Origin of the sequence: Aneurinibacillus soli (assembly GCF_002355375.1) — a bacterium.
Lineage (GTDB): Bacteria > Bacillota > Bacilli > Aneurinibacillales > Aneurinibacillaceae > Aneurinibacillus > Aneurinibacillus soli.
This window is the reverse complement of record NZ_AP017312.1, coordinates 1,246,306-1,271,869: the sequence shown is the minus strand read 5'-3', so window position 1 is coordinate 1,271,869 and position 25,564 is coordinate 1,246,306. Positions and strand designations below refer to the sequence as shown.

The following is a 25,564-nucleotide window of genomic DNA, read 5'->3' as shown; positions in this document are numbered from 1 at the left end:
GCGGGAGGATTAAGAACATGACGAAACAGCGAATGGGACTTCTCGTGATGGCATATGGGACGCCGCACAGTCCCGATGAAGTGGAATCTTACTATACACATATTCGGCGTGGACGAAAACCTACCCCGGAGCTTCTTAGTGAGCTTATCGAGCGGTATGAACGCATCGGGGGGCTCTCCCCTCTCGCCCGTATTACAGATGAACAGGCGCATGCACTTGCTGCGAAGCTAAACGAGATGCAAGATACGATTACGTTCACAGCCTTTCTTGGACTGAAGCATATTACGCCGTTCATTGAAGACGGCGTTAAAAACATGCGAGAGGCGGAAATAAGCGACGCTGTTAGCATCGTTCTAGCTCCGCACTATTCCACGTTCAGCGCTCAGTCGTATAATGACCGGGCGCATGCGAAGGCGGCTGCACTCGGAAATATACGCATCCATTCGATTGACAGCTGGTATGATCAGCCTGCCTTCATCCGCTACTGGGCAGACCGTCTGCGTGAGACATTTTCTCAGATTTCGGAAGCAGACCAGGACCGGACGATTGTGCTATTCACAGCGCATAGCTTGCCAGAACGAATCAAGCAGATGAATGACCCGTATCCCGAGCAGATCGCACATACCGCTCGCATGATTGCGGAGAAGGCGGATGTTCGACATTATACAACCGCCTGGCAGAGTGCAGGCCGAACACCGGAACCGTGGCTTGGGCCAGATGTGCAGGATCGGATGCGTGAGCTACATGCAGAAGGCTATACAACAATGGTATTCTGTCCGGTTGGATTCGTATCTGACCATCTGGAAGTACTGTATGATAACGACATTGAATGTAAACAGATAGCCGATGAACTTAACATCCGCTATCTTCGTCCGCCTATGCCAAACACACATGATACATTCATCGAGGGACTCGCAAATGCTGTGTTGGATCAGATTGCAAAGAAAGAACGTGATGAATAATGAATCGGATGCATACAGTTGCGATCATCGGCGGTGGCATCACTGGCCTAACAACTGCTTACTATTTGCAAAAAACCGTTCGGGAACAAAATTTGCCCATCCGCTATGTACTGATTGAAGCAGAAGACCGTCTGGGCGGCACGATCATAACGGATTACACGAACGACTTTGTGATTGAACTCGGACCCGATTCGTTTCTGGCCCGCAAGACAAGTATGATTCGTCTTGCAGAAGAAGTCGGGCTCAAAGATGATCTCGTGCGCAATCATACCGGACAGGCGTTTATTCTGACAAATGGCCAACTTCATCCGATGCCAGGCGGTTCCATCATGGGCATTCCGACAAAGGTGGCACCATTTGTCACAACCCCTCTCTTTTCTCTTTCCGGAAAAATGAGAGCAGCCTGTGACCTGTTCTTACCACGCGCCCAGTCAAATGGAGCAGATCAGTCACTCGGCAAGTTCTTCCGTCGTCGCCTTGGCAATGAAGTGGTGGAGAATTTGATTGAGCCTTTGCTCTCCGGTGTGTATTCAGGCGATATTGATGACTTAAGCCTGATGTCTACATTCCCGCAATTTTATCAGGTTGAGCAAAAACATCGCAGTCTGATTCTTGGCATGCGTTCCACAACGCCAAAACAGCCGAAGTCAGCCGGTGACAAAAAGTCGTCAAGTGCTTTTATGACATTCAAAAGCGGCCTGCAAGCACTTGTAGAAGCACTTGAGAATCAGCTTGACCGCAACTGTATTCGCACCGGAACGAGTGTATCTAGAGTGGCACAGGCAGAAAGCGGCTACACGCTTCACCTGGCAGATGGTACACAGATGGACGCAGACAGTGTAGTTCTCTGTTCATCACTGCGTCCAACGCGGGACATGCTGTCGGAATATGACTTCTCTCATCTACTAGAGGAAATTCCGACTTCATCCGTTGCCACGGCTGCCCTCGCCTTTCCATTAGAAGCGATTCAGCAGGACATTAATGGTACAGGCTTCATCGTATCGCGCAATGAAAAGTTCACCATTACTGCCTGTACATGGACACACAAAAAATGGCCGCACACGACTCCAGCAGGCAAAGCACTACTTCGCTGCTTTGTTGGCCGTCCGTGGGATGATTCTCCGGTTCACCTGCCGGATGAGGAACTAATTGCAACGATTATGAACGACTTGAATAAAATTATGAAGATCAATCAAGAACCGGAATTTTACCGCATCTCCCGTTGGAAACAGGTGCGTCCGCAATATGTAGTCGGGCATAAAGCGCGGGTTGATCAGCTTGTTCATGAGCTTGATGGGAAGATGCCTGGTATGTTTGTCGCCGGTGCTCCCTACTATGGAGCAGGGCTTCCCGATTGTATTGACCAGGGAGAAGCTATTGTGTCTGATATCCTTCATTATCTTCATACTTATGAAGCTACCTCCCTGTAGATGTAAACCATAAAAAGCCCCCTGGTTGTAGAGCCAGGGGGCTTTTGTATCCATATATTATGATTTTAACTGTTGCTGGGCCATCTGTACGAGGCGCTTCGTAATTTCGCCGCCAACTGAACCGTTTGCGCGGGAAACCGTATCACTGCCAAGCTGTACGCCGAATTCGGATGCGATCTCATATTTGTACTGATCAAGCAGTTGAGCTGCCTGCGGTACAAGAAGTTTATTGTTGTTTGCCATGTTGTTCACCCCCTGTCTGGAAAGTACCTTTAGTGTCCGTCGTTAGAACCGTTTTATAAGGCGTACTTCTTTCCAGAGCAGGAGGATTTTCTTCTTACTGGATTAATCTTTGAATAGAAGCGATGCACCCGCAATACCCGGATGCGTCATCTCGAACGGATCAAGAATGAGATCAAGCTCTTCTTCTGTCAGCACGTTGTAATACAGGCACAACTCCCGTACGGACTTGCCAGACAGAATCGCTTCCCGTGCGATGCGTGCCGCTGTTTCATAACCAAGGTGCGGGTTTACTGCTGTAATAACCCCCACACTCTTATCCACATATTCCTTCATCTTCTCTTCATTTGCCGTGATGCCATCCAGGCAGTATTCCCGGAAGACACGGAAGCCGTTGTTCATAATGCTGATCGACTGCAACAGATTGAACACAAGCACAGGCTCCATAACATTGAGTTCCAGCTGGCCTGCTTCAGATGCCAGGCAGATCGTATGATCGTTACCGATTACCTGGAACGCGATCTGATTGATTACTTCGGCCATAACCGGATTCACTTTACCCGGCATGATGGAAGAGCCCGGTTGACGTGCCGGCAGTGTGATCTCACCAAGTCCAACGCGTGGACCGGATGCCATAAGGCGCAGATCGTTGGCAATTTTGGACATGTTCATCATACACACTTTGAGCGCGGCAGATACTTCTGTATACGCGTCAGTATTTTGCGTCGCATCAACCAGATGCTCCGCCCCTACAATCGGGAAGCCCGAAATGTCAGCCAGATGTTTTACAACGCTTTCAATATAGCGCGGATCAGCATTCAGACCGGTCCCAACTGCGGTCGCTCCCATATTTACTTCATACATATGCTGGCGCGACTGCTTGATTCGCTTCATATCACGTTCTAGCACACGGCGGTACGCTTCGAATTCCTGTCCGAGGCGTACCGGCACTGCATCCTGCAAGTGCGTACGTCCCATTTTGATCACATGGTCGAACTCTTTTGCTTTTTTACCAAATGTATCGTGCATCTCCTGCATCGTAACAAGTAGTTTATCCAGCATGCTCAGTACCGAGAGGTGAATCGCTGTTGGGAACGAGTCATTTGTCGACTGTGCCATATTAACATGTGTGTTCGGACTTAATTCAAAATAGTTACCTTTTTCTTTGTCAAGCAATTCAAGTCCACGATTAGCGATTACTTCATTTGTATTCATGTTAATGGACGTTCCAGCGCCCCCTTGAATCGGATCAACAATAAACTGATCATGCAGCTTACCGTCGATAATTTCCTCCGCTGCATCGACAATCGCTTTTCCAATACGCGGGTTCAGCTGGCCGGTTTCCATATTCGCCAATGCGGCTGCCTTCTTCACAATCGCCATCGCTACGATAAGAGATTCGTGAATGCGGTACCCGGTAATAGGGAAGTTCTCAATCGCACGCATCGTCTGCACACCGTAGAAAGCATGAAGTGGTACTTGTTTCTCACCAAGGAAATCTTTCTCTACGCGATAATTGTTTGTTTGTTCCATAGTCAGTAACATCTCCTATAATGTAATGGCATGATAACAAAATTCATTACCCCCCTAATCCTACCATAGTTTGTTCATTTACAAGTAAAAAAACCTGCTTTCTTTTATCTAAAAGAAGACAGGTTTTTTGGTTTATTTTTTCGCTTCCAGCTGCATCTTAGCCACCTGGGTTGCATGAGTTGCATGGGCGTCTAATTTATGGGAGGATTTCTCGATATCTTGCTGTACTTTGACTGCACCAAACACAAAAACAGCGAAAAATGCACAAGAAAGAAGGAGACTACCTACACTCTGCATAAACGTTCCTCGCTTCGAAAAAATAAGCAAAAGCGAAAGAATCGCAAAACCTAAAAAGACAAGTGTACAAAAGAAACCAATAAGACTAATCGGTCCCCACACCATTTCTCCCACCTCCAAGCATACTCTTTCTTGCCAACTTTATACTCAATTATAGGTATATTTACTTAAAACTCAATAGACAATATAAAAAAACAAGTCTATGTACCCTAAATTTTATGAACCAAGTGGATTCTGTATCGCTATGGATAATTGTCGAATCAACATAAAGCGGCGCAAAACATGAAAATCTTCTCGTGTGATTGACTGAATTTCGCAACCATATCGATATCCCTCATCCGCCATCGTTTCATTACGAATGATCGTCTTTGTTTTAATCTCCAGATCTTTTGTATCAAACGCTACATAGTATGCATGGTTTACCCGCAATCGTTCGCCTGATACAAAACCAAATCCCTGCAAGCTTACGTCAATGACACGCACACGTAGATCAGCCGGAATTTCATACACTCGCTCGCTGATATAATCATTCACATAAGCCGGCAGTTGCACAGGAATACGTGCTATATGGCGCCGATCATTTGGAAAGTGAGTATCGAATAAGGGGACAAATAAATACAGCGTACGCATTTCTTTTTTAATGATCTTCGTAGGAAAACGCTTTCCTGCGTACAAAAACACAATTGTACCGCCCACTGTATATCCATCTGTATCGGTAACTTCTAAACTAAGCAATTCACCTTCAATCACACTCATATTCCCAAATTCAAGTCTTCCCTTATATTCAAACTTCACTTGCTCCATGAGGGCACCTCCAAAACACATCAGGGACTTTTTTCTTTGTTTATATTCGATATAAGTAAATTTTACTATCGAAAGAAGCAAGAAGAAATGAATAATAAGACCTATTAAACGTAAGAATTTGTGAAAAAAGCCAGTACAGATTTAAATACATCTGTGTACTGGCTTTTGTCTCGAACATTATTCTAGTGTACGCTTGTAGCTGACTTCTGTTCGGTCGGGGAAGCCTCAGCGTTTGATCTCGGAACGCCGCCGATCCATATAACAGGGCGAAACCAGCTCGCCACATACACAACCAAACATGATACAACTGTAACAATGCTAAATAGCAAGAGAAATCCTGGTGTTGTTTTCCAAAAAGATTCCAGTTCATGATACGTGCGCTGAATCCAAACAAGTAAAAGCGGATGCAGCAAGAATACCAAAAAGGACTGAATCGCCAACCAGTCAGACAGCCGGGCCAATCGCCCGTGCACATCCCTCAACTTCATCGCTATACTCAAAAAGAACGCGTATGAAACAAAACAATAAAGCATGACAGTCGGCTTAATTGAAGAATCATACGTATGAGTGTAGTGACTGTCCAGCAGCAACAGCCCAAACGAAGCCACATACAGCACACCAAGCTGTACAGTCCGTCCGGCCAGTGCAGAAGTAATCGCCTCATTATGTTTTGCCACATACATCCCAGCGGCAAAATAAAACAGCCAGAGTGGGAAAAGAATGACATACGGCACGATCAGCCGAGGCAGATGGACAATGTGCAGCGCGTGAAAGTAAATCATCGTCTGCGAAAAAGCAGTCACAACAAATGTCACAGCCAAAAAGCTTGCCGTATGCTTTTTCAGCCATTTCCACAGCACTGGATAGATCGCATACAATTGCACCATAATCAGAAGGAAGTACAGATGGACAAATCCCGTTCCCCTTATCAGATCTGCCTTCAATACAGCCAGCCACTTCCCATACTGCCCTGCAATCACTGCATCGTGATATGTGTACAGCGTATATATGACGGTCCAAATCACATAGGGCGCCAAAATTTTACTGAAACGCTTCTTATAAAAAGAAGCCCACGATAATCGATCCCGATTCCGATCCACATAAAACAGTAAAAAGCCGGATAAAATAATAAATAGCGGCACTGCATAGCGCATCGCCTGGTTTAGAACATAAGCAGCTGGATTCGCAATCACATATCCCGATGTGACATGGATCATAATAACCGACAGAGCGGCAAATGATCGCATCCAGTCCAACTCTCGCAGCCTTTTTTGCATGGAAATGAAGTCCTTTCTACATGAAGAATACGATGTTACTATATCGAAAAAATAGCTGTAGGAGCAATCTTTTTCTGTGAAAATAAGCGGAAAAACTTGTGGCATGCAGACCATGTCTACGCTGGTTTGACTTTTCATCTGAAAGAGCGTATAGTTAGGTAACTCGCGCATAGGTGCGCTGGTATTATATGTCTTACAGTTCCTTCTCTTCTATTATACCCCCTTTTTATCACTTCTTTTTCTTATTCCTGATCATTCCATGTATAATCTTGTAGGAAACGGTGATACTAAGTATCGGCTTATATTTTTGCCATGCAATTCACACTGGCACGGTCATTGGAGCCGTAAGGATGAAAGAGAGGTAGGGCTTTCATTGTTTTGAGTTGTCAAAAGTACGATCCACTTCTTGATATATGAGTGTTTATTTACCCGGTAAATAGAGACCCTATATAAATAATAATTTTTTGGAGGTTCCTTTCATGCAAACAACAGGAACAGTTAAGTGGTTTAATGCTGAAAAAGGTTTTGGCTTTATCGAAGTTGAAGGCGGCAGCGATGTATTCGTTCACTTCAGCGCGATCACAGGCGAAGGATTCAAATCGTTAGAAGAAGGACAACGCGTTCAGTTCTCGATCGTTCAGGGCAACCGTGGACCACAAGCTGAAAACGTAGTTAAACTGTAAGGCTCAGTTATGCAAAAGGACGCTCCCCATTGGGGGGCGTCCTTTTCTGTGAAAATAGATAAAACCATTAATTTTTTACTTCGCTTTCATTCTTACGATAAAATTCATGGAACAGCTTAAGCAATGCCCGCTTCTCAATGCGTGACACATAGGACCGTGAAATCCCTAGCTCCCGCGCAATCTCACGCTGGGTACGCTCTTCTTCGTTGTCGAGTCCAAAACGACCGATGATGACTTCCTTTTCCCGTTCATCGAGAATATGAATGTGCTTATAGATTTTATTTTTTTCGATTTTGAGCTGAACAAGGTCTTCGATTTCATTAGCTTCCGTACCTAGAATATCGATTAGGCTAATTTCATTTCTACTAATGGGTTATCTGTTTTTCAAATAAACGTAGTTCCCTTTACTTGATAAAGGTATCTATCCGAAGGGACACAGCAAGTATACTATCTATATAAAAAAGCCCAACAATTCCCCATTTCTTATGAATCGGGTACATGTCAGACTTCTTGTTCCTTATCTTATTTCATGGTTAAAGCATTATGAATCATGGTTACCGCTTCCGCTCTTGTAGCCGTCTTATGCGGCTTGAACGTTTGATCTGGATAGCCCGTAACGATTCCTTCTTCTACTGCCTTGCTTACTGCTTTTTGTGCCCATGCAGAGATCGACGTTGCATCCTTGAATGACAGTTGTTTTCCTTCTGTACCGTTCTTCTTGATGTTCGTTAAAATGACCGCCATTTGTTCGCGCGTAATCGTGTCGTTGGCTCCAAATGTTGTGGCATTGTAGCCGTTGATAATTCCATTCGCGTATGCTATTTTGATCGCTTCTTTTGCCCAATGGTTCTGGATGTCAGTAAAGACAACACCCTGATTTTCTTTTGGTTGTAATCCAAATGCTTTTACGACCATTGCGACAAATTCAGCACGGGTAATCGTTTGGTTTGGTTTAAACGTACCATCTGGATAACCGTTAACGGCTCCGCTTTGTACAAGTTGTTGAATGCGCGCTTCTGCCCAGTGCCCTTGAATGTCTTTCAAAGCAGCTTTAGTTTCTTCCTTCTTTTCTGGCAGCCCAACAATCGTGAAGGTACTGAACTTATCCACCCAAATTGAAAGACCGATTGGATTTTTCTTCTCATCGTATTGAATTTCGCCTTTATCTACTTTTTTCTCGCCATCGCTATGTTCAATGAAGACAGCGAGAGAATGTAAGAACGCTTCCTGTTCCTTCACTTCGGTTGGGATGTTCATTCCCTTCAATGGAAGCGTGATTTTCGTACGACCCGAGAAGTTCGTCTCGATGTGTAACGGAGTTCCGATTACATTTCCATCCTTCGCCTGTACACTCAGCAATGTTTTTGTTTGTTGAATCTCGGTTTCTTTCGTTACAGGCTCAATTTTCATGTATACGTCTTTTTTACTGAGAGACGACACCGTTTCTTTCGGAAGTTCAATCGTCGCTTTATCTGTCACAACTTGAGCTGAGAATCCTTTGTCTGCCATGGTAGCCAATGCCTCTTTCTGTACATTCGCTACAATCTCCTGCGCTTCATTTCCTTTCAGATCAGGAATGGAGACAGTTACCTTGTTCATGTTATCTGTCGCTTTGGCAATCGCTTCGGCTGCTTTTTTGGAATCTAAAGTTACTGTATCACTCTTTTTCCCATCTGCTGTAACAGTTCGTGTAATCTCTACACTAGCTGCTTGTTTCCCTTTTTCATTCTCCCCGACTAGAACAGAAGAGGTTCGGGTGTTACTTGGAGTAGAAGAGTCTCGACCTCCACCTCCACCACCGTTAGAAGGCGGTGTCGATGCCGTCACCGTTACTTTCCCAACGTTTAGTGTCTTACTCATTTCCGTTGCAAGTGTATCCGTAAGCGAGAAATATTGCACATCGTTTGCGTTTGTATTGACGGTCAATGCCTTGTCGCCTGCTGTGGCTGTATTTTTAATCTTGAACGTTACCGTGAATAGTTTCTTGCCTGCACCGATCGGGCTGTCACCACCAGTACCGTCAGCCCACGCTGTTTTCAGCCAACCTTCCGTATTGTTGTAGTTCGACGAAAAGATGTCACCACCCGAATCTTCTTGAATGCTGACGACTTCCAGTGCACTTTTGTCAAAATCAATCTGCATCCCATAAGAACCGATAGCTGGCAATGCGCTGGTTGCCGTAACCGGCACCACTACCGTTGCTCCTGCTTGTCCACTTGCACTACCGATTCCTACGGTTGCTGTACCCTGTAATGATACTTTGCCTGATATGGCTGTCGCCTCTATCGGATCTACATCTTCTGTAACCGTACCAGACAGGCTCACTGGCGTTGTACCAGGAAGGGATGCTGTGTCTTTAATTTTGAACCGAATCGTAAATACTTTCTGTCTTTTATTAATAAAAAAATCGGTTCCAAACGTTGATGCCGTAACTTTCACTTGGCCATTTACTGTTTTATCTGGAGTAAAAATACTAGAAGTTGCTTCATCCTTTACCTCTACCGGCTCCAACGAAATAGAGTCATATGTTGTTGTAATCGTATAGCCAATAATCTCTTTTATGGGATTCACATATACCGGAATGTCAACGGTATCCCCAATCTTTCCTGTTACATTACCAGCTTCAATTGTATGGGTGGCAGTTGCTGCACTAACGACACCCATTGAGCTTAGGGAAAACATCATACACAACACCATCATCATCGAAATCAATCGGCGCAAAACAAAACGTCTTCCAGCAATTTTGCTATCTTTCAATTAGCCCACTCTCCCTTTCCCCGTGCAAATATCCAGAATGATTTTGGCGTCCAGATTATCGACTTTCCCATCACCATTCATATCCAGATCCATTTTTTGCTCATCTGTTAACGTGATTTTTCCCTGCGCATATTGGATGATGAGAAGGGCATCTGCCGGACTTATCACACCATCCCCGTTAGCATCACCTTTCGCCTTATAGTACGCCGTGTACGTAATATCGTCCGTTACTGGCGTTGCCGCTACTTGTGCGTTGCTCAGCTTTGTCGTTCCTCCATCACTACTCCATCCTGCAAATGTATAACCCATATTTGATGTTACCGTAGGCACCGACGATGGACGGTTCCCGGGTGCTACATTCTCACTTGTTGAGCTGATTGTGCCGTTCGCTCCCGCCTCATAGGTCACCGTATATACGGTCGAATATTTCATGACTGTTGCTTTAACACCGTTTCCCCCATCCAGATATGCTACATACGGTGTTCCATCTGGGGCAAATTTAATAGAAATGTAGTTAGAGAGACCAGCGGAGAATCCCTCCGTTCCTATCGACTCCCAACTTGACCCATTAAATTTCTTGACCGTTGCTTTATAAAGGTACTGAAGACCGTCTTGATACGCTAGGTACGGCGTTCCATCGGAAGCAATCGTAAGTGAAAGGAAGGACATCCTATCGGCTGAGAAGCCCTCCGTTCCTACCGTCTCCCAGCCCGATAAACCCGATCCAGTAAACTTCTTAACCGTTGCTTTATAACCGTTCCCTTCATCACCACCATACAGTTGGTACGGCCCATCACCATACGCTAGGTACGGCGTTCCATCCGGAGCAATCGCAAGTGAAGGCTTGGAAGCATAACCAGCGGTGAAACCTACTAGACCTACCGGTACCCAACTTGACCCATTAAACTTCTGAACCGTTGCTCTGTAACCATTCACCGTATCCGTATACGCTACGTACGGCGTTCCATTCGGAGAAATCGCAAATGAAAGATCATAGGCTTCACCCGCAGAGAAACCGCCAGTTCCTCCTACTCCTGCTCCTACTGTATCCCAACTTGAAGTTTGAACATTAAACTTCTTGACCGTTGCTCTAGAAGCGTTCGCCTGATCTTGATACGCTACATACAGCGTTCCATCCGGAGCAATCACAAGTGACGTGTAGTTAGCATAACCAGCGGAGAAACCTACTGGGCCTACCGGTACCCAACTTGATCCATTAAATTTCATGACCGTTGCTTTCCGACCGTTCCCCCAATCCTTATACGCTACGTACGGCGTTCCATCGGAAGCAATCGCAATCGAGGGGTAGTGAACTGCACCGTCGGAGAACCCTTCAGTACCTACTGTCTCCCAACCTGACCCATTAAACTTCTTGACCGTTGCTTTATTATTGTTATCGTTACTTTCCGTATACGCTACGTACGGCGTTCCATCTGGGGCAATTGCAAGTGAAGGGAAGTTAATTTGTCCGGAAGAGAAACCGGCAGTCCCTACTACATCCCAAAGAGTCTTAGCATACACTTGATTCGTAAACGGTCCCCCTATAAACGTTGAAAAGATGAAAAGAAAAGAAAGAAAACATACATAGACTGATTTGATTTTGAACATGAAATATTCTTACCTCCTTTTTTCTACAAAATTGATTTACAATTTTGTATTGTATCAGAGGCTTCTAAACAAATTCTGAACAAAACCAGATCTATATACTAAAAAGCACTGTTTACTTACTCAATTTATAATAAACTTAGCTAAACTCCTTCTATTCTCTCCGTAAGGCTTGGTTTACGACAAAAAGGACGCTCCCAAAGCGGGAAGCGTCCTTTTTGTTCTGGTCTAGCTTTTTATACCGTTTTCATTCTTCCGATAAAACTCATGGAAAAGTTTTAGCAACGCTCTTTTTTCAATTCGTGACACGTAAGACCGTGAAATACCCAACTCCCGTGCAATTTCCCGTTGCGTTCGTTCTTCCTCGTTATCTAATCCAAAGCGGCCAATGATGACTTCTTTTTCTCTCTCATCGAGGATGTGAATATGCTTGTAAATTTTGTTTTTCTCAATTTTGAGCTGCACCAGATCCTCAATTTCGTTTGCCTCTGTTCCTAAGATATCTATAAGGGAAATCTCGTTTCCTTCTTTATCGGTTCCGATCGGGTCATGAAGAGATACATCTTTCTTCGTTTTCTTCAAAGATCTAAGATGCATGAGAATCTCGTTTTCAATACAGCGAGCTGCATATGTTGCCAGCTTCGTACCTTTGTTTTTCTTATAACTTTCAATCGCCTTAATAAGTCCAATCGTACCAATGGAAATCAAGTCTTCACTGTCTTCTCCGGTGTTTTCAAACTTCTTTGTTATATGCGCTACCAAACGTAAATTGTGCTCGATCAGCATATTCCGCGCATACTTATCCCCTTCCGCCATCAAATCCAGATACCGATTCTCTTCCATCTCACTAAGCGGCTGTGGAAATGCGTTGTTCTTGATGTACGACACGAACATCATCATGTCTTTGAAAAACATAGTCAGCATTGCGAACAAGCTTGACATGGCGTCACCTCCGAGATGTTTTTCACCTTATCTCAGGGTATGAGCGCCCCGCCCAGTCCGTGCCTGTACGGTTCCAGCGGATGAGCCTATTTTTAGCTATCCATTACTGAACCAAAATTACGGGATTAAAAATTGTACTTTTATTATCTGCCAACCCATCTTTCGAATCATAGTGCACACTTAATGTTAAATTTTTTATTCCTTTTACCTCAACTGAATACTCCTTTGGAGATTTTCCACCTTCCAAAAATCCACTTTCTAATAATACCTTTCCATCCCCTTTAACAATAACCTTAGCTCGGTAATATGGATTGAACCAGCCTACATGCTCTTGATCATTTTGAAAACGAAAAGTTAATTTTTGTCCCTTTCCATCCAAATTATAAGTAACTTCGGGATTCGCTGAATTATAATTTTTGGTAAAATGAAGTTCTGGATTGCTAGAAATCACTTCATTTTCTTTAACTCCCTCTGTTTTATTAACCTCAGGTAAAACAAGAAGACTCATTTCTTTTGTACCCTTATTTATTAACATCTCCGTAATTTCTCTATACCCAGAATAGGCAGCCAATGTAGACAGACTTCCTTTTCCTTGAATTTTATCTTTAGGATTTGCACCTTTGTTTAATAATAATTTGACTGTTTCTATACTACCTGTGACAACAGCTTTCGATAATGCTGTTTCACCCAGTTGGTTTTTTATATTAATATCTGCTCCCTTGCTTAATAGCAAATCAATTGCTTTGTTATTTCCGTTTTCTGCTGCAGTCATAAGTAATGTTTTATTATTTGTCAGAGCATTAATATCCGCTTTTTTACTAAGAAAAGATTGTAACAAGTCAAATTTATTTTCATCTGCAGCAGCATAGTATAAGGCATTCATCCCCGCTCGGTCTTTAAGAGTAGGATCAGCCCCATTTTCAAAAAGCATTTTAGCAATACCAGAATGTCCGAGCCTAGTCGCTTCAGCTAGAGCTGTCTTCCCATCTGTATCCTGTACATTCGGGCTCATCCCAGACTTAATAAAATAATCGATAACCATTGTATCATTGTTACTTGCTGCATTTACAAAACTTGAATTTGTGTACTGGATATTCATTTTTCCAAGTTCTTCTCTTGCCTTTTCTGGGGTAGTTCCACAACCCGAAAGAAGAACAGTAATAACCATTAGGCTTAATAACGTTTTTTTCAATTTTTATCCCTCACTTAACGAATTTATTAAACCTAATTTTTTACTTTCCCCCCTTCTTTTAATCAATATTTGAGATTGATTTCACAAAGTTGATTTAATTAATTTCTTAATACAAAGGTGTCAATTAAACTAGTCATTTTATTTTTGCATTTTGTCCCATTTATCTTCATAAGTATATGGAAAAAAGGAGGGATTACTATTAGATCAGCAATTAGAATGATGAAATTCTTTTTAATATTTATTTCTATTTGTGTACTAATTTTAATCATCAATATCAAGATGAATTGGGGAATGACAGAAGAAGATATACAACTGGCATTTGTACCTGCATATATGGCACTCTTTTTCCTAATGAGTTTTTCAAATTTAAGAAAAGCATTCATGGAGCGACTGATTACTAGTAAAGACTACATATCAGTTATTTCTAAACCAATTGTAATAGGAGTAATCACCGTGTTTATTCTTGAAGGAACACGATACCTTCCTCTAATATTTAATGGAGATATCATTGGTATAGGCAGTGGACAAGTAAAAGATGATGGACATCTGTCCCGTTTTGCTAATTGGTTTCTAACATGTATCATAGCTCCATCAAATGAAGAATTTATAACACGTTTTTTATTTTATGATGGTGTGTGTTTATTGTTACTTTCAATGATAGCTCCTTTACCAAGAGAAAAAGTTAAAACTTTTAATGCTGCGCAGATGGTTTTATATAAGATGCTGAACTTATTTAACATTATGATAGAAATTTTTGTACAAAAGATATTTCAAAGAAGTAGTAAATTAGGGACATGCATCTATGTAATCGTTGCTTCAACTGTGTTTTCTATACTTCATAAACCTGATATAACAAACTTTCATTTATATTTTTTGGGTGGTGTCGTTGATTGGTTTTTCTTTTTGAGATATGGGCTAATAGCAAGCTTTTTAAGTCATGCTACATTTAACGCAAGTTCAGATATGGTACACAAAATTTGGATCGGCATGCTAGGAATAAATCAACACTAAAAGCTGTACCATAAGTGAAGATACTATTAAAAAACTACCTAATAAAACAAAAGGGCACAATATGCTAAGGAAAAATAAAATCAGCTTTCCCGTATATTGTGCCTTCCTGTATATATGAGAAATAAATCGTTGACTCAATTTTTGAGTCAACACAGTACTTCTAAATAAGAATTACCTACTTTCCAAACAGTAACCTCATAATGCCTAACCCTTTTTTCTTTTCTGTAAATATTTCATCTTCAACTTTTCCAACTTCCTCCTCATCAATATCAATCCAAATCTCAACTGTACCAGCAGACATATTTAATTTAGAAATTTGTACATTACTTACTATTCTGAAGTCCATAAACCGTTTTAACAAATATTCTAAATGACAAAAACAAGCAATATCTTGAGTAACCTCTTTTACCATATCATTTATTTGCATACGAAGTGAGTGGCTCTCATCTAGACTCATAATTAAACTTGGTGAAATTTCTAGGTTTAATTCGTTGATAGGATGCTTACATAAATTATTTTTTAATACCTGATTAAACTCTCCGATATTCAAATTAGCGGCTGAAAGTATAAAAACCGGAACACTATGCTCTTCTTGTAGCTTTTGTTGAAGCAATAAAGCATCTTCAGACTCTGGGTTAGCTGTGTTAACCACGATAACAAAAGGTTTATTTACAATATTTAAATCTTCTATTGACTTTTTTTCTGCATCAATATAAGCATATCGAGGAAAGCCTCCAAAACTTCCGTCAGTTGTGAATAATAACGTTATATGAGAATGGGGATATGGTGTTAAAGAGGCTTCACTCTGGAGAATTAAATTACTTATTTCCTCTTCACTTTTGACTTCTGGATATTTAGCTCCGTGTATCTTATGCTTAATCTGTTCGGTAATTTTCACATCTGTGGAAAAACCATTGATAGTAACAGATTGAAAAACTAAACTCGTTTTCTGTATTGTTTGCATTATTTTCCCTTTTCCAATCTCAGGAAGATAACTTATAATGTTATCCTTTTCTTGTTCGTCAGAAATATTTGAAAGTACATACAAATCAACAAAGCTTTTAATAAATGTTGATTTTCCTGTACGAGCAGGTCCCACGATATCTATGCATATAGAGTTGTTTAATTCCTCTACTAAGATTTCTTTCGATTCCACTTGATCCATTAAATGTTCTCCTTTAACTTAGTATCTTTTCTCTGACTAAATAGAGATATAAATAAGAAAACTCCCCCATGCTATCGTAAAAGACGACTAGAAAAACATGTTTCAAAAAATCTCGACTCTTTTATCCTCTAGAAGATCAAATTTTAAAATAGATGAAATCACATCATAAATACTCATATCCAACGTTGTTCGCATAGACATTTCCAGTACAAAAAATCATTACAAAACCAGTAATTGTAAATAAAAACTATACTCATAATAGCTCTTTTACCTTCAGAATAACTCTCGCTGATTCACCTCCTGATTATAAATATGTAAAAATATCTGCATCTAGGACAAATAATAAAACCTAAAAAGTAGGGTATTTTACCATCAACTCTTATACGATTAGCTCTGTAATCATACAAAGGTAAAAATGTTTAGATACAATAATGTATTACTACTCAATCAGATTATTTATTGAAAAAGCAAACACAGTATTGTCCTATAAATAGGCATTTCCACATACTCATTAATCAAGAAAAAGGAAGGAGACGGTTAATCATGTTTTTACTTTTACCTTATTTGTTAGCGTCAATAGGCTTTGGGTTCGCCATTTGGGGGAAAATTCTTTCTACTCCTATCAACCATTTAACATTTATACAATTATTACATGAAGCATCTTCACATGCTTCTTCCGTATTGACGAGCATCATAAAAGAAATGACACAGGAAAAATACGATATTTATCAAATGAATTACGATATCTTTTGGAATATAGAGCTACCAAGTATTTTGCAGTTAATTGCCACTCTTTTCGTAGGATCAGCATGTAGGCTTTTATATCAACAAATTCAAGATAATACACCTCAACGTCAGGATGTGGTGATAAAGTGGATCTTGTTAAGTATCATGGTTACTATGGCTTTAATTTTCTTCTATAATGGGGGAAAATTACTTCTTTTATCCCTTACCCTACTCATTGTTATGCTGTTTATTTTATTTATCCCATTCTTTTTGATCTCCTCTTTAAAATCTGAGCGAACCCGATGAGAAAACCTTCTTCTACTAACAAAGGGTACTCCCTCAACAATGAGAAATGCCTCCTTTCTTATTCTGCTAACACGAATTTATGTACTTTTTTACTATCCAAATGTAAAATGGAAACATTAGGATAAAAATAAGAGAGGTAACTATGAAGAAGTGCAAACTATGCGATCAAATACGAGAAGTGAATAAAATCGGTGTTTGCGGATACTGTATCGAATTTAACACACCCATCGAAAGAGTTGTGACCTACATCCATTTACCCGACACCAAAGATGGAAGGCTTGGCTTTAAATACAGGAAATCAGAAAAGTTTTGTGTAACTCCCAGTCGCGGTTACTCTGGACCAAATTCCGATAAAATAATTGGACGTTGCCATATTTATGATAGAGAAGAATGGACAGATCTAATTAAAGCCTACAGTTCAGAAGAGCGTAAGATTTATACACACGACGAATTTAAAGCAAGACACCCTAAAGCATACTGGTTGGATGATTATTCAAGATACATATCCCGCATCTTCGGTGAAATTCTTCAAGAAGATGAAGGGATAATGTGGGTAGTTTGTAAAGAACTCGTTCGCTTCAAGTGTAAAAAAGGTGATTTTGTTCCCTGGGATAGATAAAAAAGAAAGTTCTAGACATAGTCACACATTCAATGACTACAACCAGTATTTATACGAAACATAAGCAATAATAAAATGAGCCTGCCGAGAATCTTCTTCCAGCAGGCTTGTCCTTTTTCAACATACATGTTCTTATCCCAGGCTCAATCACCAATCTGGCTGCTCAACAATCACCTTCTCATTATTTCTGCTCAGCCGCTTCAAGCGGAAACTCGCCGAAATCACAATGTTTGCTGAACCATTTTGATATCATGTATTGTTCACAATGTCTTTGTTACATGCGAGACTAAACGTAAATTGTGCTCAATCAGCATATTCCGCGCATACTTATCTCCCTCTGCCATCAAATCCAGGTACCGATTCTCCTCTGCCTCACTTAATGGCTGCGGAAACGCATTGTTCTTAATGTACGACACGAACATCATCTTGTCTTTGGAAAACATAGTCAGCATTGCGAACAAGCTTGACATAGCTTCACCCCCGAGATGTCTTTCACCTTATTTCAAGGTATGAACGCCGTACCCACTCCGTGCCTGTACGGTCCTATGGGAAAATCCTATTTTTTACAATATCCATCCTATCAGTCCTTAACCATACCATCCAATCACTTTAGTTTTTTTAATAATGAAAACTCAACAAAGATTTTGCAGTGATCTCTCTATCTCATCTCTCTTCTTTTTCCAATGAACAACACCCTTCATATCTCCAATAGTCTCATAAAGAACAGCTAGTTGACTTTTTTCTTTTGGTGAAATATCAACATTAAAAGTTAACCGAGACAAAAGTTAAAAAGAACATCGAAATCGATGTTCTTTTTTGATGAAAATTAACTATTTTGTCTGTGATTTTCAGTGCTGAAATTGGGGAGATTTTATTTGTTTTTTAATGAAACTCCCCCCTGAAGAGAACGCGTTAGAGAAAACTCCAAACCTTTTTAACATGCTTCCTTCACTTTAGGCAGTTTACCATTGCAGGATTTCTTCGGCTTTGGTAGTTTCCCGGTTAGGAAAGAGTCCTTGTAGATGCACAAACAATTTTCCGCTTCCCTTGGCGTAAGGTTTTGAAATTCTACTGGCAATTCGTGTATATACAGAAACTTACGTCCTCGCACCGCTTTACGCCCCAATAGATTTTTCGCTCCGGTTTTGGCTCCCCGATGGATATACACCTTCTCTGGATGAAGTCCAAAAGCATATCCAATCCGATCAGCCGTATCGTACACCGTCAAATCTCCAATGCCCTTTATAGTAATGAGTTCCCTTAGTTCATCAAAATCCTTTAAGGAAGGTATTAGAGGGTAGATGGTCAGCAAATGTTGTTCCAGATTGTCTTTGGTTTCTCGCTTGATGCGTTTCTGATGGGACTGCGTTTTTCCATTGGATGCGATTGCCCTCCCGATTAAGTGGCAGAGTTTTTTGGGGTCGTTCCGAAACTGTGCATAGAACATTAGTTCATTCATTTGAACCTTCGTGAATTGTTTGCGTTGAAAATCGTTAACTACCTGATTTAAAAAAGTCATATTCCTTTTCCTCCGCTTCATTCTTCATTTTTGATATATCTCATGGATATGTGAAATTTCTTCGATATATGCATTTTTTTAAAACTGAGTCATAACTTATTAGTTTGTAAACAGTTTTTTAAAAAATTGGGGGGGTCCTCCTTTGTGTATGTATCTTATTGGAAACGTAGATTTTTTTAAAACAAGGCTCTGTTAAATCCTGTTGTTGTTGTTGTTTTTCTTATTCAACTACCATGGAAGAATGGTACATCTTCCATTATCTATGGCACTTCGACAGCAGAATGAATGGCTAACGGGCAGTTTTCTTCAATAAAGGGAAAATAAAAAAAGACAGAGACCTTTCATCTCTGCCTTTCTTTATTTTCAGTAGACCCACGATCTAATAACAGGAACTACGAACGGCTCATAGAGAAACTGCAAAAATAAAAATAGTAGCATCCCTGCAACTCCTCCAACAATTGAGCCATTGATACGAATCCACTGCAAGTCTTCGCCAGCTTTATCCTCGACAAACTTGTTCAATTCTTCTTTAGACAAAGCTTCTAATGCCTCCCGCACAATTCTTCCTACAATATGATATTCCGTATCAATCACACGATATATTACAGACTTGAGATGTTTTTCTACCCACTCCTTCTGTTCTTGGCTTTTCTTAAAATTATAAAGATATTCGATAATTTGTTTTGCAATCCATTCACCTGCCAAGGAGAGAGTTACATCTGTATCTCTTCCTTCTTCCTGCTTGCGTAACGGAGTGCTAATGCTTTCCACTACAGCTTTAATTGCTTCTTCTAAAGTCCCCTGTAATTTAACCTGCTTAACGATTTCGTTTTTCCAATTATTTACTTCATCCGTGAACTTTCCTTGCTTCTCGAGTCTCCCTACCGTTTCATAAAACACCATTTTAAATTGCCTTCTTAAAGGATCGTCGGGATCTTTCATCTTAACTAACAAAGAAATAAGTTCTTCACATAATAGCTGAGCAGCCGAGCCTGTGTTTAAGCCATCCACTTTTTCAACAAACTTTATTATAGTTTTTCCTACTACTCTCCTTATGAAACTATTAGCATTACCAACTTTTTCTTGTTTTAAACCTTCTAGCTCCTTCTTCATCCATATTTGAATTTCTGGCTTTTCTAAAAGTGAAATGATGTTATCAATGAAGTTGGAAGTTCGTTCATCACCTTTGTCACCATGCAAAAACCGCTTAAAAAAAACTTTTACTTGCTGAACAATATCTATGTCCTCTGCTTTATTCTTTATAAAATCCTCTATCTCTTTTGACACTTGCTCATAGTCTAATTTCTTCAGAAAAGATACACTGTGCTCTACAACAAAGTTTCCTAGGTATCGTTTAGCATTTGGTTCTTCTATCAACTCAATAAACCAATCAACAAAGTGTATATTGTCAAATTTCTTTTTAATAGCCGTCGGACTTAGTAAATCATCCGTCACCATTTTTGTAACGGAATCAATTAGCTTGTCCCGACTTTTTGGAATAAGTTCTGTATGAACTGGGAATCCTAATGGTTTTCTAAAAAGTGCTGTTACTGCAAACCAGTCAGCAATCCCGCCAACAAGTGCCGCTTCAAGTACAAAAAGTGTTGCTTTTAAAAGCATAGAATTATGAAAAACAAAGTGATTCAATACCAGAGCTATAACAAATGCGATAAACAAAAACGTAAGAACAACATTAGCTCTCCTACGATTCTTCAACTCCCCCACCTCTATACAAACCAGAATGTTATTACAAAAATAAAAGCGCCTACTAATCCACCAACAATAGAACCATTGATACGAATCATCTGCAAGTCATTTCCTACTTTAGATTCTATAAACTCGATCAGCATTGCGTTGGTAAAATGGTTTAAACTTTCATTTACCATTTTTCCGATATACCCATGTTCTTTATCAATCCACTGAATTACTTTCTGCTGCACTTTACTGTTAAGTTGATTCCTTCTTTCAACATTATCCTCAAACCGGGTTATTAGATTATTTACTTCTTGATTTATATCCTTGATTAAGTAAAAAACCCCTTCAGAATGAGTAGCAGCTACTTCTTTATATGTCTTGATAACTTGGGCAAGTTGTTCATGGATAGAAATTTTCTTTACGATTTCCACTTTCAGTTTTTCAATTTTATCTTGTGTGTTTTTATCTTCCTTCAACTTCTTAAGCCAGTTCTCAATATAAATTCGTATTTCCTTTCTCAGTACATGTTTATCCTCAAGGAGATTGCACCCCTTATCTTGAAGTAGTTGTGCTATATTAGCTGGCGACAAAGATAAAAACCAGTCCAACAGAATCTTATCTGTCAAAGTACGGACTACACTATGCTTCTCGTACTCACTTCTAACACGTTTAATAAACATTGTAAGTTCATCATGAACCTCTTTGCGCTTGATAATTCTGATTAATTCTTTACAGGTAAAATCGATAATTAGATCATCATATCCATGTTCAATTGACCATGCAATGACTTTAACAACTATTGGGGAAACCTGTGCTTTTTCTACACCATCCTTGATTAATTTTTCGATAAAAACACCCATTTCTTGAGGATGAATTTCATCTAGGAGGTTTTGAACAACCTTGTCTAATACCTCTTTCATGTCCTGCTTTCCACCATGCTCTTTTAAATAACGAATTAATAAATCAGCAATATCATATTCTTCTACTTTACTTTTTAACCGCTCCTTTGTTAGAAACTCATTTTGTACCATGTTTGCCATTTCATTAAAAATTTTCTCTCGATTCCTTGGAATAATCTCTGTTCGAAAAGAAATACCTAGGGGCTTTCGAAATAAAGCTGTAACACCAAACCAGTCCGCAATACCGCCAACCATAGCAGCGCTACATAGACTAGTAAAAAAACCTCCAGTAAAGCTATCTTTAAATGGGTAAGATAATAAAAGTCCAAAAAATGATATACCTAATACCACTGTAGCCTTATAACTATTACTTTTCTTCATTTAAAACATCTCCAATAGCTCTTTTTTTCATTTTTTGTTAGTAAATTTAAAGCAACACTCTCCTTTTTAATACAGGACTCTATAATTACAAAAAAACAGATATCAAATGAGATGGAACATTATGATAAAACGAAAAGATATTTACTTTCCCAGACGTAATATCGTCAATCTCAATATGTACAACCTGAGGATTTTCCATCCGACTTTGATTCCCTCGCCATTTTATTTTTTTGTGCGTATAGTTTGAATAAGCTTTTCTGATTGAAAAATTCGATCATACTTTTCTTTTCGAACCTCTTTGCTAGAAATATCATTTTTTACCCGCTTGAGAAAATCCATAAAGTCGGGATTTTCCTTAGAAATTTTGTTAATGGTTTCCCAATCCAAATCTGATGTAAAGCGCGCAGGAAATATGATCTCAGCAGCATCAGGATCTTCAATATCAAGCTGAATGATTCCAATACCAAATGCTGAAGAAAGCCTTTTGAGTTCGTTCATAAATTCCTCGTCCCTGGACAACTTTGATGCGACGAGATATCCTTCATTTGCCCAGGAGGAATTTGATACTGTTTGAAAAAAGCTCTCTCTCAGATTTGAAAAAGTAAGCTCTTTTTTTAGTTCGAATGAATACAGCTTAATCAGCGAACTCCCGAGAGCCATTCCAAAATCCAGTACTTCTGCTTCCCACTCTTCAATTGGAAATCGCACGCCCACTATATCGGGATGTAGCCATTGGGCATACGACTTTCTAGAAGAGCGTTCATGATAAATCGTTTTCGTATGCACTTGGAGATAGGAATCCGCAAAATAACTTAAAAACGGGTGCAAGTCCCGTTCATGAAAACGTGTTAATGAGGGTTCCTCCACTTTCTCTTTTTCAAATTCGGCGATTTGCTCGAGATCTGCTTTATTTATTAAATGACGTAAAAAGAATTTCTTCGGTCTGGAATCGATTTTAACAAAATCGGTTTTAGAATTATCACGCAGTTCGACATATATCCGGGCGCCTAATGTAGCCCATGGTGTTTTACCTTTACTTCCGACAAGTAAATCCAATCCATTTTTCTGGGCATATTCCCATATCTCTTCTGTAGTCATAGGGAATCCTGCTTCAGTTAGTATCTTTCGAGCTAATTCAATAAAAGATAACTTCTTCACAGTTGTTCCTCCAAAAATTTGCTTGCAGACTTGCTAAATTGAAATATAAAAAGCTATTTCCCACCCTTAATTTTACCATAAATCCCCGCTTAGGAAGGAATTACTATTAATAAAACGAATTACTACTAGTATTTTACTAGGAAGTAGGAGGTACAAGCGTGGGATTTTTAAAAAGTTTATTCTCAGGGGCAGGAGAAATTGTAGGTGGTGTAGTTGGTGGAGCGATTGAATTAGTAGGAGAAGCTACCAACAGTGATTTCATAAAAGAAGTGGGAACGGGAGTATACCATGCGACATCAAAAACAGGCGAGATTGTTGGAAATATTGCCAATGGAGCAGTGGATGTTATCGAAGGAGTGGTAACCTCCAACGAACGGCAAGTTGAAAATGGGTTCGATGAGATATTAGATACCGCTGCTGATACGGTATCTAATGTTGGAAAAGGCTTGGTTCACGTTGCTGAAACAAGTATAAATGCAATCGAAAATTTAATAGATGGAGATACGGATGCAGCAGTAGAGGCTGGAAAAAACCTAGCCAAAGTAGCTGCCGTTGGTATATTTGCTGTTGGCGTAGTAGATTTGGTTGATGGGGCAGACGGAGTGGTTTCCGCTGCAGAAATTGATCCTGCTGAAGGTCATGAAGTTCCAATTGTAGAAAACACAGATGTCCAATTACTTGAAAACCCAAATGAACATCACGTTTCTCCTCATTGGAGAACCTTACCCGACGGCACAGAAATATGGGTTGATGGTGATGGAGATTCATCTGTTAATACTAACGGAGGCTGGACACAAAGCAATCCTGATTATCGGATTAGCAAGTAAACATGTAATAAAAATGGACAAGCTTATTCATCAACAAGCTTGTCCATTTCTATTAACACATTGGTTTTAAAAACCTATATCATTTTCTTACCCCAAGCTCAATCGCTGATCTGGCTGCTCGACAATCACTTTCTCATTATTTCTACTCAGCCGCCTCAGGTGAAAACTTGCCGAAATCACGATGCTTGCTGAACTATTTTTACATCTGTTTGTGTTCACAATGTCTTTGTTATATGCGCTACTAAACGTAAGTTGTGCTCAATCAGCATATTCCGCGCATACTTATCTCCCTCTGCCATCAAGTCCAGATACCGATTTTCCTCCGCTTCACTGAGCGGTTGCGGAAACGCATTGTTCTTAATGTACGACACGAACATCATCATGTCTTTGAAAAACATAGTCAGCATTGCGAACAAGCTTGACATGGCGTCACCTCCGAGATGTTTTTCACCTTATCTCAGGGTATGAACGCCGCGCCCAGTCCGTGCCTGTACGGTTCCTCGGGATGAGCCTATTTTTTCACCACTTTCCTTATTTAATCAACGGGCAGTATAGTAAAAAAATTTTATGACTTGCTAGCTATTTATTGCGAACTTAAGTAAGTTAACCCACATATTTTGAAATAGATAATTTGACTATTTCAAAATATGTGGAGGTTACTAATGTTAAGTTTTCATGCAGAGCGACAAATGATACCTCATCCAATTCTTTTGGAGGCAAGACAAATTGCCTCAAATCAAATTTTAATGACGTATGATAAGCGGACTGATTTAGCGTCAGCAACAAACGTTTCGAATTATTGGATTAGAAGTAATATGGGTCCTGTTGGTATCGCGAGCGTAGGAATGAACGATGCACTAACGGCAGAGAACGCAATACGTCCCAATATGGCAATGATAACACCTGCTGACAATTCGAGGATGAGATACATCCTGACATTTAGGGTTAATGCAATGTCTGGTGTAATGTATATTGTGCTCCCTTGTTTTGTTAACTTAGAGGGAATGACTGGTTTTAGGGGAGAAAACTGGGGTCCCTTTAGCAGAAATATGTTTATTGGAATGTAATTCAGAAGTTAAACTTTCGAGTACCGATAGCGGAGAATCCATCAAAAGTGCTTATCATTAAACTCAAGGACGGAAAACGATAGCTCAATTTAACCGCCTTTACAGTGATTTTTTTATCGTCAAAAAACGAACAGCAAACGTTAACATAGACGCTTATCTTCACATAAAAAGCCTGCCGAGAATCTTCTTCCAGCAGGCTTGTCCTTTTATTTCATGTAACAAGCTTATCATCCCAGGCTCAATTGCCGATCTGGCTGCTCCACAATCACCTTCTCATTATTCCTACTCAGCCGCTTCAGGCGGAAAGTCGCTGAAATCACGACACTTGCAGCATTCCCTTGACATCGTTTTGTGTTGACAACGTCTTTGTTATGTCTTTGGAAAACATGGTCAGCATTGCGAACAAGCTTGACATGGCGTCACCTCCGAGATGTTTTTCACCTTATCTCAGGATATGAACTCCACGCCC

Annotated in this window: 22 protein-coding genes and 3 pseudogenes; 8 read left to right on the top strand and 17 right to left on the bottom strand. The window is 40.2% G+C overall.

Translation table 11 applies throughout. The annotated features are described in order from the left end of the window. Nucleotides 1-17 precede the first annotated feature (17 nt). Nucleotides 18-962, top strand: a complete 945-nt coding sequence (gene hemH / locus CB4_RS06420) for a ferrochelatase (RefSeq protein ID WP_096464208.1) — start codon at nt 18-20, stop codon at nt 960-962. Further along, nucleotides 962-2,392, top strand: coding sequence for a protoporphyrinogen oxidase (gene hemY / locus CB4_RS06415; protein WP_096464206.1), 1,431 nt, complete (start codon nt 962-964; stop codon nt 2,390-2,392). The genes hemH and hemY overlap by 1 nt, the downstream gene beginning before the upstream one ends. A 57-nt stretch (nt 2,393-2,449) precedes the next feature. Here hemY and CB4_RS06410 read toward each other — a convergent pair whose 3' ends face one another. From CB4_RS06410 to CB4_RS06390, 5 genes are all read right to left on the bottom strand, one after another. Next, a complete protein-coding gene (locus CB4_RS06410; RefSeq protein WP_096464204.1) occupies nt 2,450-2,635 on the bottom strand; it encodes an alpha/beta-type small acid-soluble spore protein in 186 nt (61 codons plus the stop codon). A 102-nt stretch (nt 2,636-2,737) separates the two neighbouring features. After that, nucleotides 2,738-4,165, bottom strand: coding sequence for an aspartate ammonia-lyase (gene aspA, locus CB4_RS06405; RefSeq protein ID WP_096464202.1), 1,428 nt, complete (start codon nt 4,163-4,165; stop codon nt 2,738-2,740). A gap of 132 nt (nt 4,166-4,297) precedes the next feature. Then, nucleotides 4,298-4,567, bottom strand: coding sequence for a hypothetical protein (locus CB4_RS06400; protein ID WP_096464200.1), 270 nt, complete (start codon nt 4,565-4,567; stop codon nt 4,298-4,300). A gap of 111 nt (nt 4,568-4,678) precedes the next feature. Continuing rightward, nucleotides 4,679-5,266 carry a PilZ domain-containing protein gene (locus tag CB4_RS06395; RefSeq protein ID WP_157737825.1) on the bottom strand — a complete coding sequence of 196 codons (588 nt, stop codon included), beginning with the start codon at nt 5,264-5,266 and terminating at the stop codon, nt 4,679-4,681. A 182-nt stretch (nt 5,267-5,448) separates the two neighbouring features. Beyond that, nucleotides 5,449-6,543, bottom strand: a complete 1,095-nt coding sequence (locus CB4_RS06390; protein ID WP_157737823.1) for an acyltransferase — start codon at nt 6,541-6,543, stop codon at nt 5,449-5,451. 479 nt (nt 6,544-7,022) lie between these two features. Here CB4_RS06390 and cspD point away from each other — a divergent pair, with 479 nt between their 5' ends. Continuing rightward, nucleotides 7,023-7,226: a cold-shock protein CspD gene (gene cspD / locus CB4_RS06385; RefSeq protein ID WP_096464194.1), complete on the top strand. Its 204-nt coding sequence runs from the start codon at nt 7,023-7,025 to the stop codon at nt 7,224-7,226. A 67-nt stretch (nt 7,227-7,293) separates the two neighbouring features. Here the strand turns inward: cspD and CB4_RS06380 are convergent. The 5 genes and pseudogenes from CB4_RS06380 to CB4_RS06360 all read right to left on the bottom strand — a co-directional run. Then, nucleotides 7,294-7,587 (bottom strand): annotated as a pseudogene (locus CB4_RS06380) (sigma-70 family RNA polymerase sigma factor); the annotation flags it as partial. A gap of 161 nt (nt 7,588-7,748) precedes the next feature. Next, nucleotides 7,749-9,983: an S-layer homology domain-containing protein gene (locus CB4_RS06375; protein ID WP_096464190.1), complete on the bottom strand. Its 2,235-nt coding sequence runs from the start codon at nt 9,981-9,983 to the stop codon at nt 7,749-7,751. Next, the gene (locus tag CB4_RS06370) at nt 9,984-11,591 is read right to left on the bottom strand and encodes a dockerin type I domain-containing protein (RefSeq protein ID WP_096464187.1); all 1,608 of its coding nucleotides are present in this window, start codon (nt 11,589-11,591) and stop codon (nt 9,984-9,986) included. Nucleotides 11,592-11,816: 225 nt separating this feature from the next. Beyond that, nucleotides 11,817-12,530, bottom strand: a complete 714-nt coding sequence (sigK, locus tag CB4_RS06365) for an RNA polymerase sporulation sigma factor SigK (protein ID WP_096464185.1) — start codon at nt 12,528-12,530, stop codon at nt 11,817-11,819. Nucleotides 12,531-12,633: 103 nt separating this feature from the next. Then, nucleotides 12,634-13,722 carry an ankyrin repeat domain-containing protein gene (locus CB4_RS06360; RefSeq protein ID WP_096464183.1) on the bottom strand — a complete coding sequence of 363 codons (1,089 nt, stop codon included), beginning with the start codon at nt 13,720-13,722 and terminating at the stop codon, nt 12,634-12,636. Between the two features lie 291 nt (nt 13,723-14,013). On the opposite strand from CB4_RS06360, the gene CB4_RS06355 reads away from it, so the two are divergent. After that, complete coding sequence (locus CB4_RS06355) at nt 14,014-14,733, top strand: CPBP family glutamic-type intramembrane protease (RefSeq protein WP_157737821.1); 720 nt, start codon at nt 14,014-14,016, stop codon at nt 14,731-14,733. Between the two features lie 175 nt (nt 14,734-14,908). Here CB4_RS06355 and CB4_RS06350 read toward each other — a convergent pair whose 3' ends face one another. Then, nucleotides 14,909-15,898 (bottom strand): stage IV sporulation protein A, encoded by a 990-nt coding sequence (locus CB4_RS06350; RefSeq protein WP_096464179.1) that lies wholly within the window; start codon nt 15,896-15,898, stop codon nt 14,909-14,911. Nucleotides 15,899-16,441: 543 nt separating this feature from the next. Here CB4_RS06350 and CB4_RS06345 point away from each other — a divergent pair. After that, complete coding sequence (locus tag CB4_RS06345) at nt 16,442-16,930, top strand: hypothetical protein (RefSeq protein ID WP_096464177.1); 489 nt, start codon at nt 16,442-16,444, stop codon at nt 16,928-16,930. Between the two features lie 142 nt (nt 16,931-17,072). After that, nucleotides 17,073-17,549, top strand: a complete 477-nt coding sequence (locus CB4_RS06340; protein ID WP_096464175.1) for a hypothetical protein — start codon at nt 17,073-17,075, stop codon at nt 17,547-17,549. A 269-nt stretch (nt 17,550-17,818) separates the two neighbouring features. Here the strand turns inward: CB4_RS06340 and CB4_RS06335 are convergent. The 5 genes and pseudogenes from CB4_RS06335 to CB4_RS06315 form a co-directional block, all read right to left on the bottom strand. Continuing rightward, nucleotides 17,819-18,019 (bottom strand): annotated as a pseudogene (locus CB4_RS06335) (hypothetical protein); the annotation flags it as partial. A 464-nt stretch (nt 18,020-18,483) separates the two neighbouring features. Then, nucleotides 18,484-19,068, bottom strand: a complete 585-nt coding sequence (locus CB4_RS06330; protein ID WP_096464171.1) for a hypothetical protein — start codon at nt 19,066-19,068, stop codon at nt 18,484-18,486. A 363-nt stretch (nt 19,069-19,431) separates the two neighbouring features. Next, nucleotides 19,432-20,688, bottom strand: a complete 1,257-nt coding sequence (locus CB4_RS06325) for a DUF445 domain-containing protein (protein WP_231956165.1) — start codon at nt 20,686-20,688, stop codon at nt 19,432-19,434. 107 nt (nt 20,689-20,795) lie between these two features. Next, on the bottom strand, nt 20,796-22,043 hold the full coding sequence (locus CB4_RS06320) for a DUF445 domain-containing protein (RefSeq protein ID WP_096464167.1): 1,248 nt from the start codon (nt 22,041-22,043) through the stop codon (nt 20,796-20,798). Nucleotides 22,044-22,265: 222 nt separating this feature from the next. Next, entirely contained in the window at nt 22,266-23,201 is a 936-nt protein-coding gene (locus CB4_RS06315) for a COG2958 family protein (RefSeq protein ID WP_096464165.1), read from the bottom strand. A gap of 158 nt (nt 23,202-23,359) precedes the next feature. On the opposite strand from CB4_RS06315, the gene CB4_RS06310 reads away from it, so the two are divergent. Further along, entirely contained in the window at nt 23,360-24,028 is a 669-nt protein-coding gene (locus CB4_RS06310) for a hypothetical protein (protein ID WP_096464163.1), read from the top strand. 224 nt (nt 24,029-24,252) lie between these two features. On the opposite strand, the pseudogene CB4_RS06305 reads toward CB4_RS06310, so the two are convergent. Further along, a pseudogene (locus tag CB4_RS06305) lies at nt 24,253-24,453 on the bottom strand (RNA polymerase subunit sigma-70); the annotation flags it as partial. Nucleotides 24,454-24,690: 237 nt separating this feature from the next. Between CB4_RS06305 and CB4_RS06300 the strand changes: the two are divergent. After that, on the top strand, nt 24,691-25,095 hold the full coding sequence (locus CB4_RS06300; RefSeq protein ID WP_096464161.1) for a hypothetical protein: 405 nt from the start codon (nt 24,691-24,693) through the stop codon (nt 25,093-25,095). Nucleotides 25,096-25,564 lie beyond the last annotated feature (469 nt).

Bases quoted from the DNA above. Each gene is read 5' to 3' on its own strand.
- CB4_RS06345 (WP_096464177.1), top strand. From the start codon at position 16,442: ATGTTTTTACTTTTACCTTATTTGTTAGCGTCAATAGGCTTTGGGTTC.
- CB4_RS06355 (WP_157737821.1), top strand. From the start codon at position 14,014: ATGACAGAAGAAGATATACAACTGGCATTTGTACCTGCATATATGGCA.
- sigK (WP_096464185.1), bottom strand. From the start codon at position 12,530: ATGTCAAGCTTGTTCGCAATGCTGACTATGTTTTTCAAAGACATGATG.
- CB4_RS06340 (WP_096464175.1), top strand. From the start codon at position 17,073: ATGAAGAAGTGCAAACTATGCGATCAAATACGAGAAGTGAATAAAATC.
- CB4_RS06330 (WP_096464171.1), bottom strand. From the start codon at position 19,068: ATGACTTTTTTAAATCAGGTAGTTAACGATTTTCAACGCAAACAATTC.
- CB4_RS06350 (WP_096464179.1), bottom strand. From the start codon at position 15,898: ATGGATCAAGTGGAATCGAAAGAAATCTTAGTAGAGGAATTAAACAAC.
- cspD (WP_096464194.1), top strand. From the start codon at position 7,023: ATGCAAACAACAGGAACAGTTAAGTGGTTTAATGCTGAAAAAGGTTTT.
- aspA (WP_096464202.1), bottom strand. From the start codon at position 4,165: ATGGAACAAACAAACAATTATCGCGTAGAGAAAGATTTCCTTGGTGAG.
- CB4_RS06370 (WP_096464187.1), bottom strand. From the start codon at position 11,591: ATGTTCAAAATCAAATCAGTCTATGTATGTTTTCTTTCTTTTCTTTTC.
- CB4_RS06390 (WP_157737823.1), bottom strand. From the start codon at position 6,543: ATGCAAAAAAGGCTGCGAGAGTTGGACTGGATGCGATCATTTGCCGCT.
- CB4_RS06320 (WP_096464167.1), bottom strand. From the start codon at position 22,043: ATGAAGAAAAGTAATAGTTATAAGGCTACAGTGGTATTAGGTATATCA.
- CB4_RS06325 (WP_231956165.1), bottom strand. From the start codon at position 20,688: ATGCTTTTAAAAGCAACACTTTTTGTACTTGAAGCGGCACTTGTTGGC.
- CB4_RS06395 (WP_157737825.1), bottom strand. From the start codon at position 5,266: ATGGAGCAAGTGAAGTTTGAATATAAGGGAAGACTTGAATTTGGGAAT.
- CB4_RS06400 (WP_096464200.1), bottom strand. From the start codon at position 4,567: ATGGTGTGGGGACCGATTAGTCTTATTGGTTTCTTTTGTACACTTGTC.
- CB4_RS06300 (WP_096464161.1), top strand. From the start codon at position 24,691: ATGTTAAGTTTTCATGCAGAGCGACAAATGATACCTCATCCAATTCTT.
- hemH (WP_096464208.1), top strand. From the start codon at position 18: ATGACGAAACAGCGAATGGGACTTCTCGTGATGGCATATGGGACGCCG.
- hemY (WP_096464206.1), top strand. From the start codon at position 962: ATGAATCGGATGCATACAGTTGCGATCATCGGCGGTGGCATCACTGGC.
- CB4_RS06410 (WP_096464204.1), bottom strand. From the start codon at position 2,635: ATGGCAAACAACAATAAACTTCTTGTACCGCAGGCAGCTCAACTGCTT.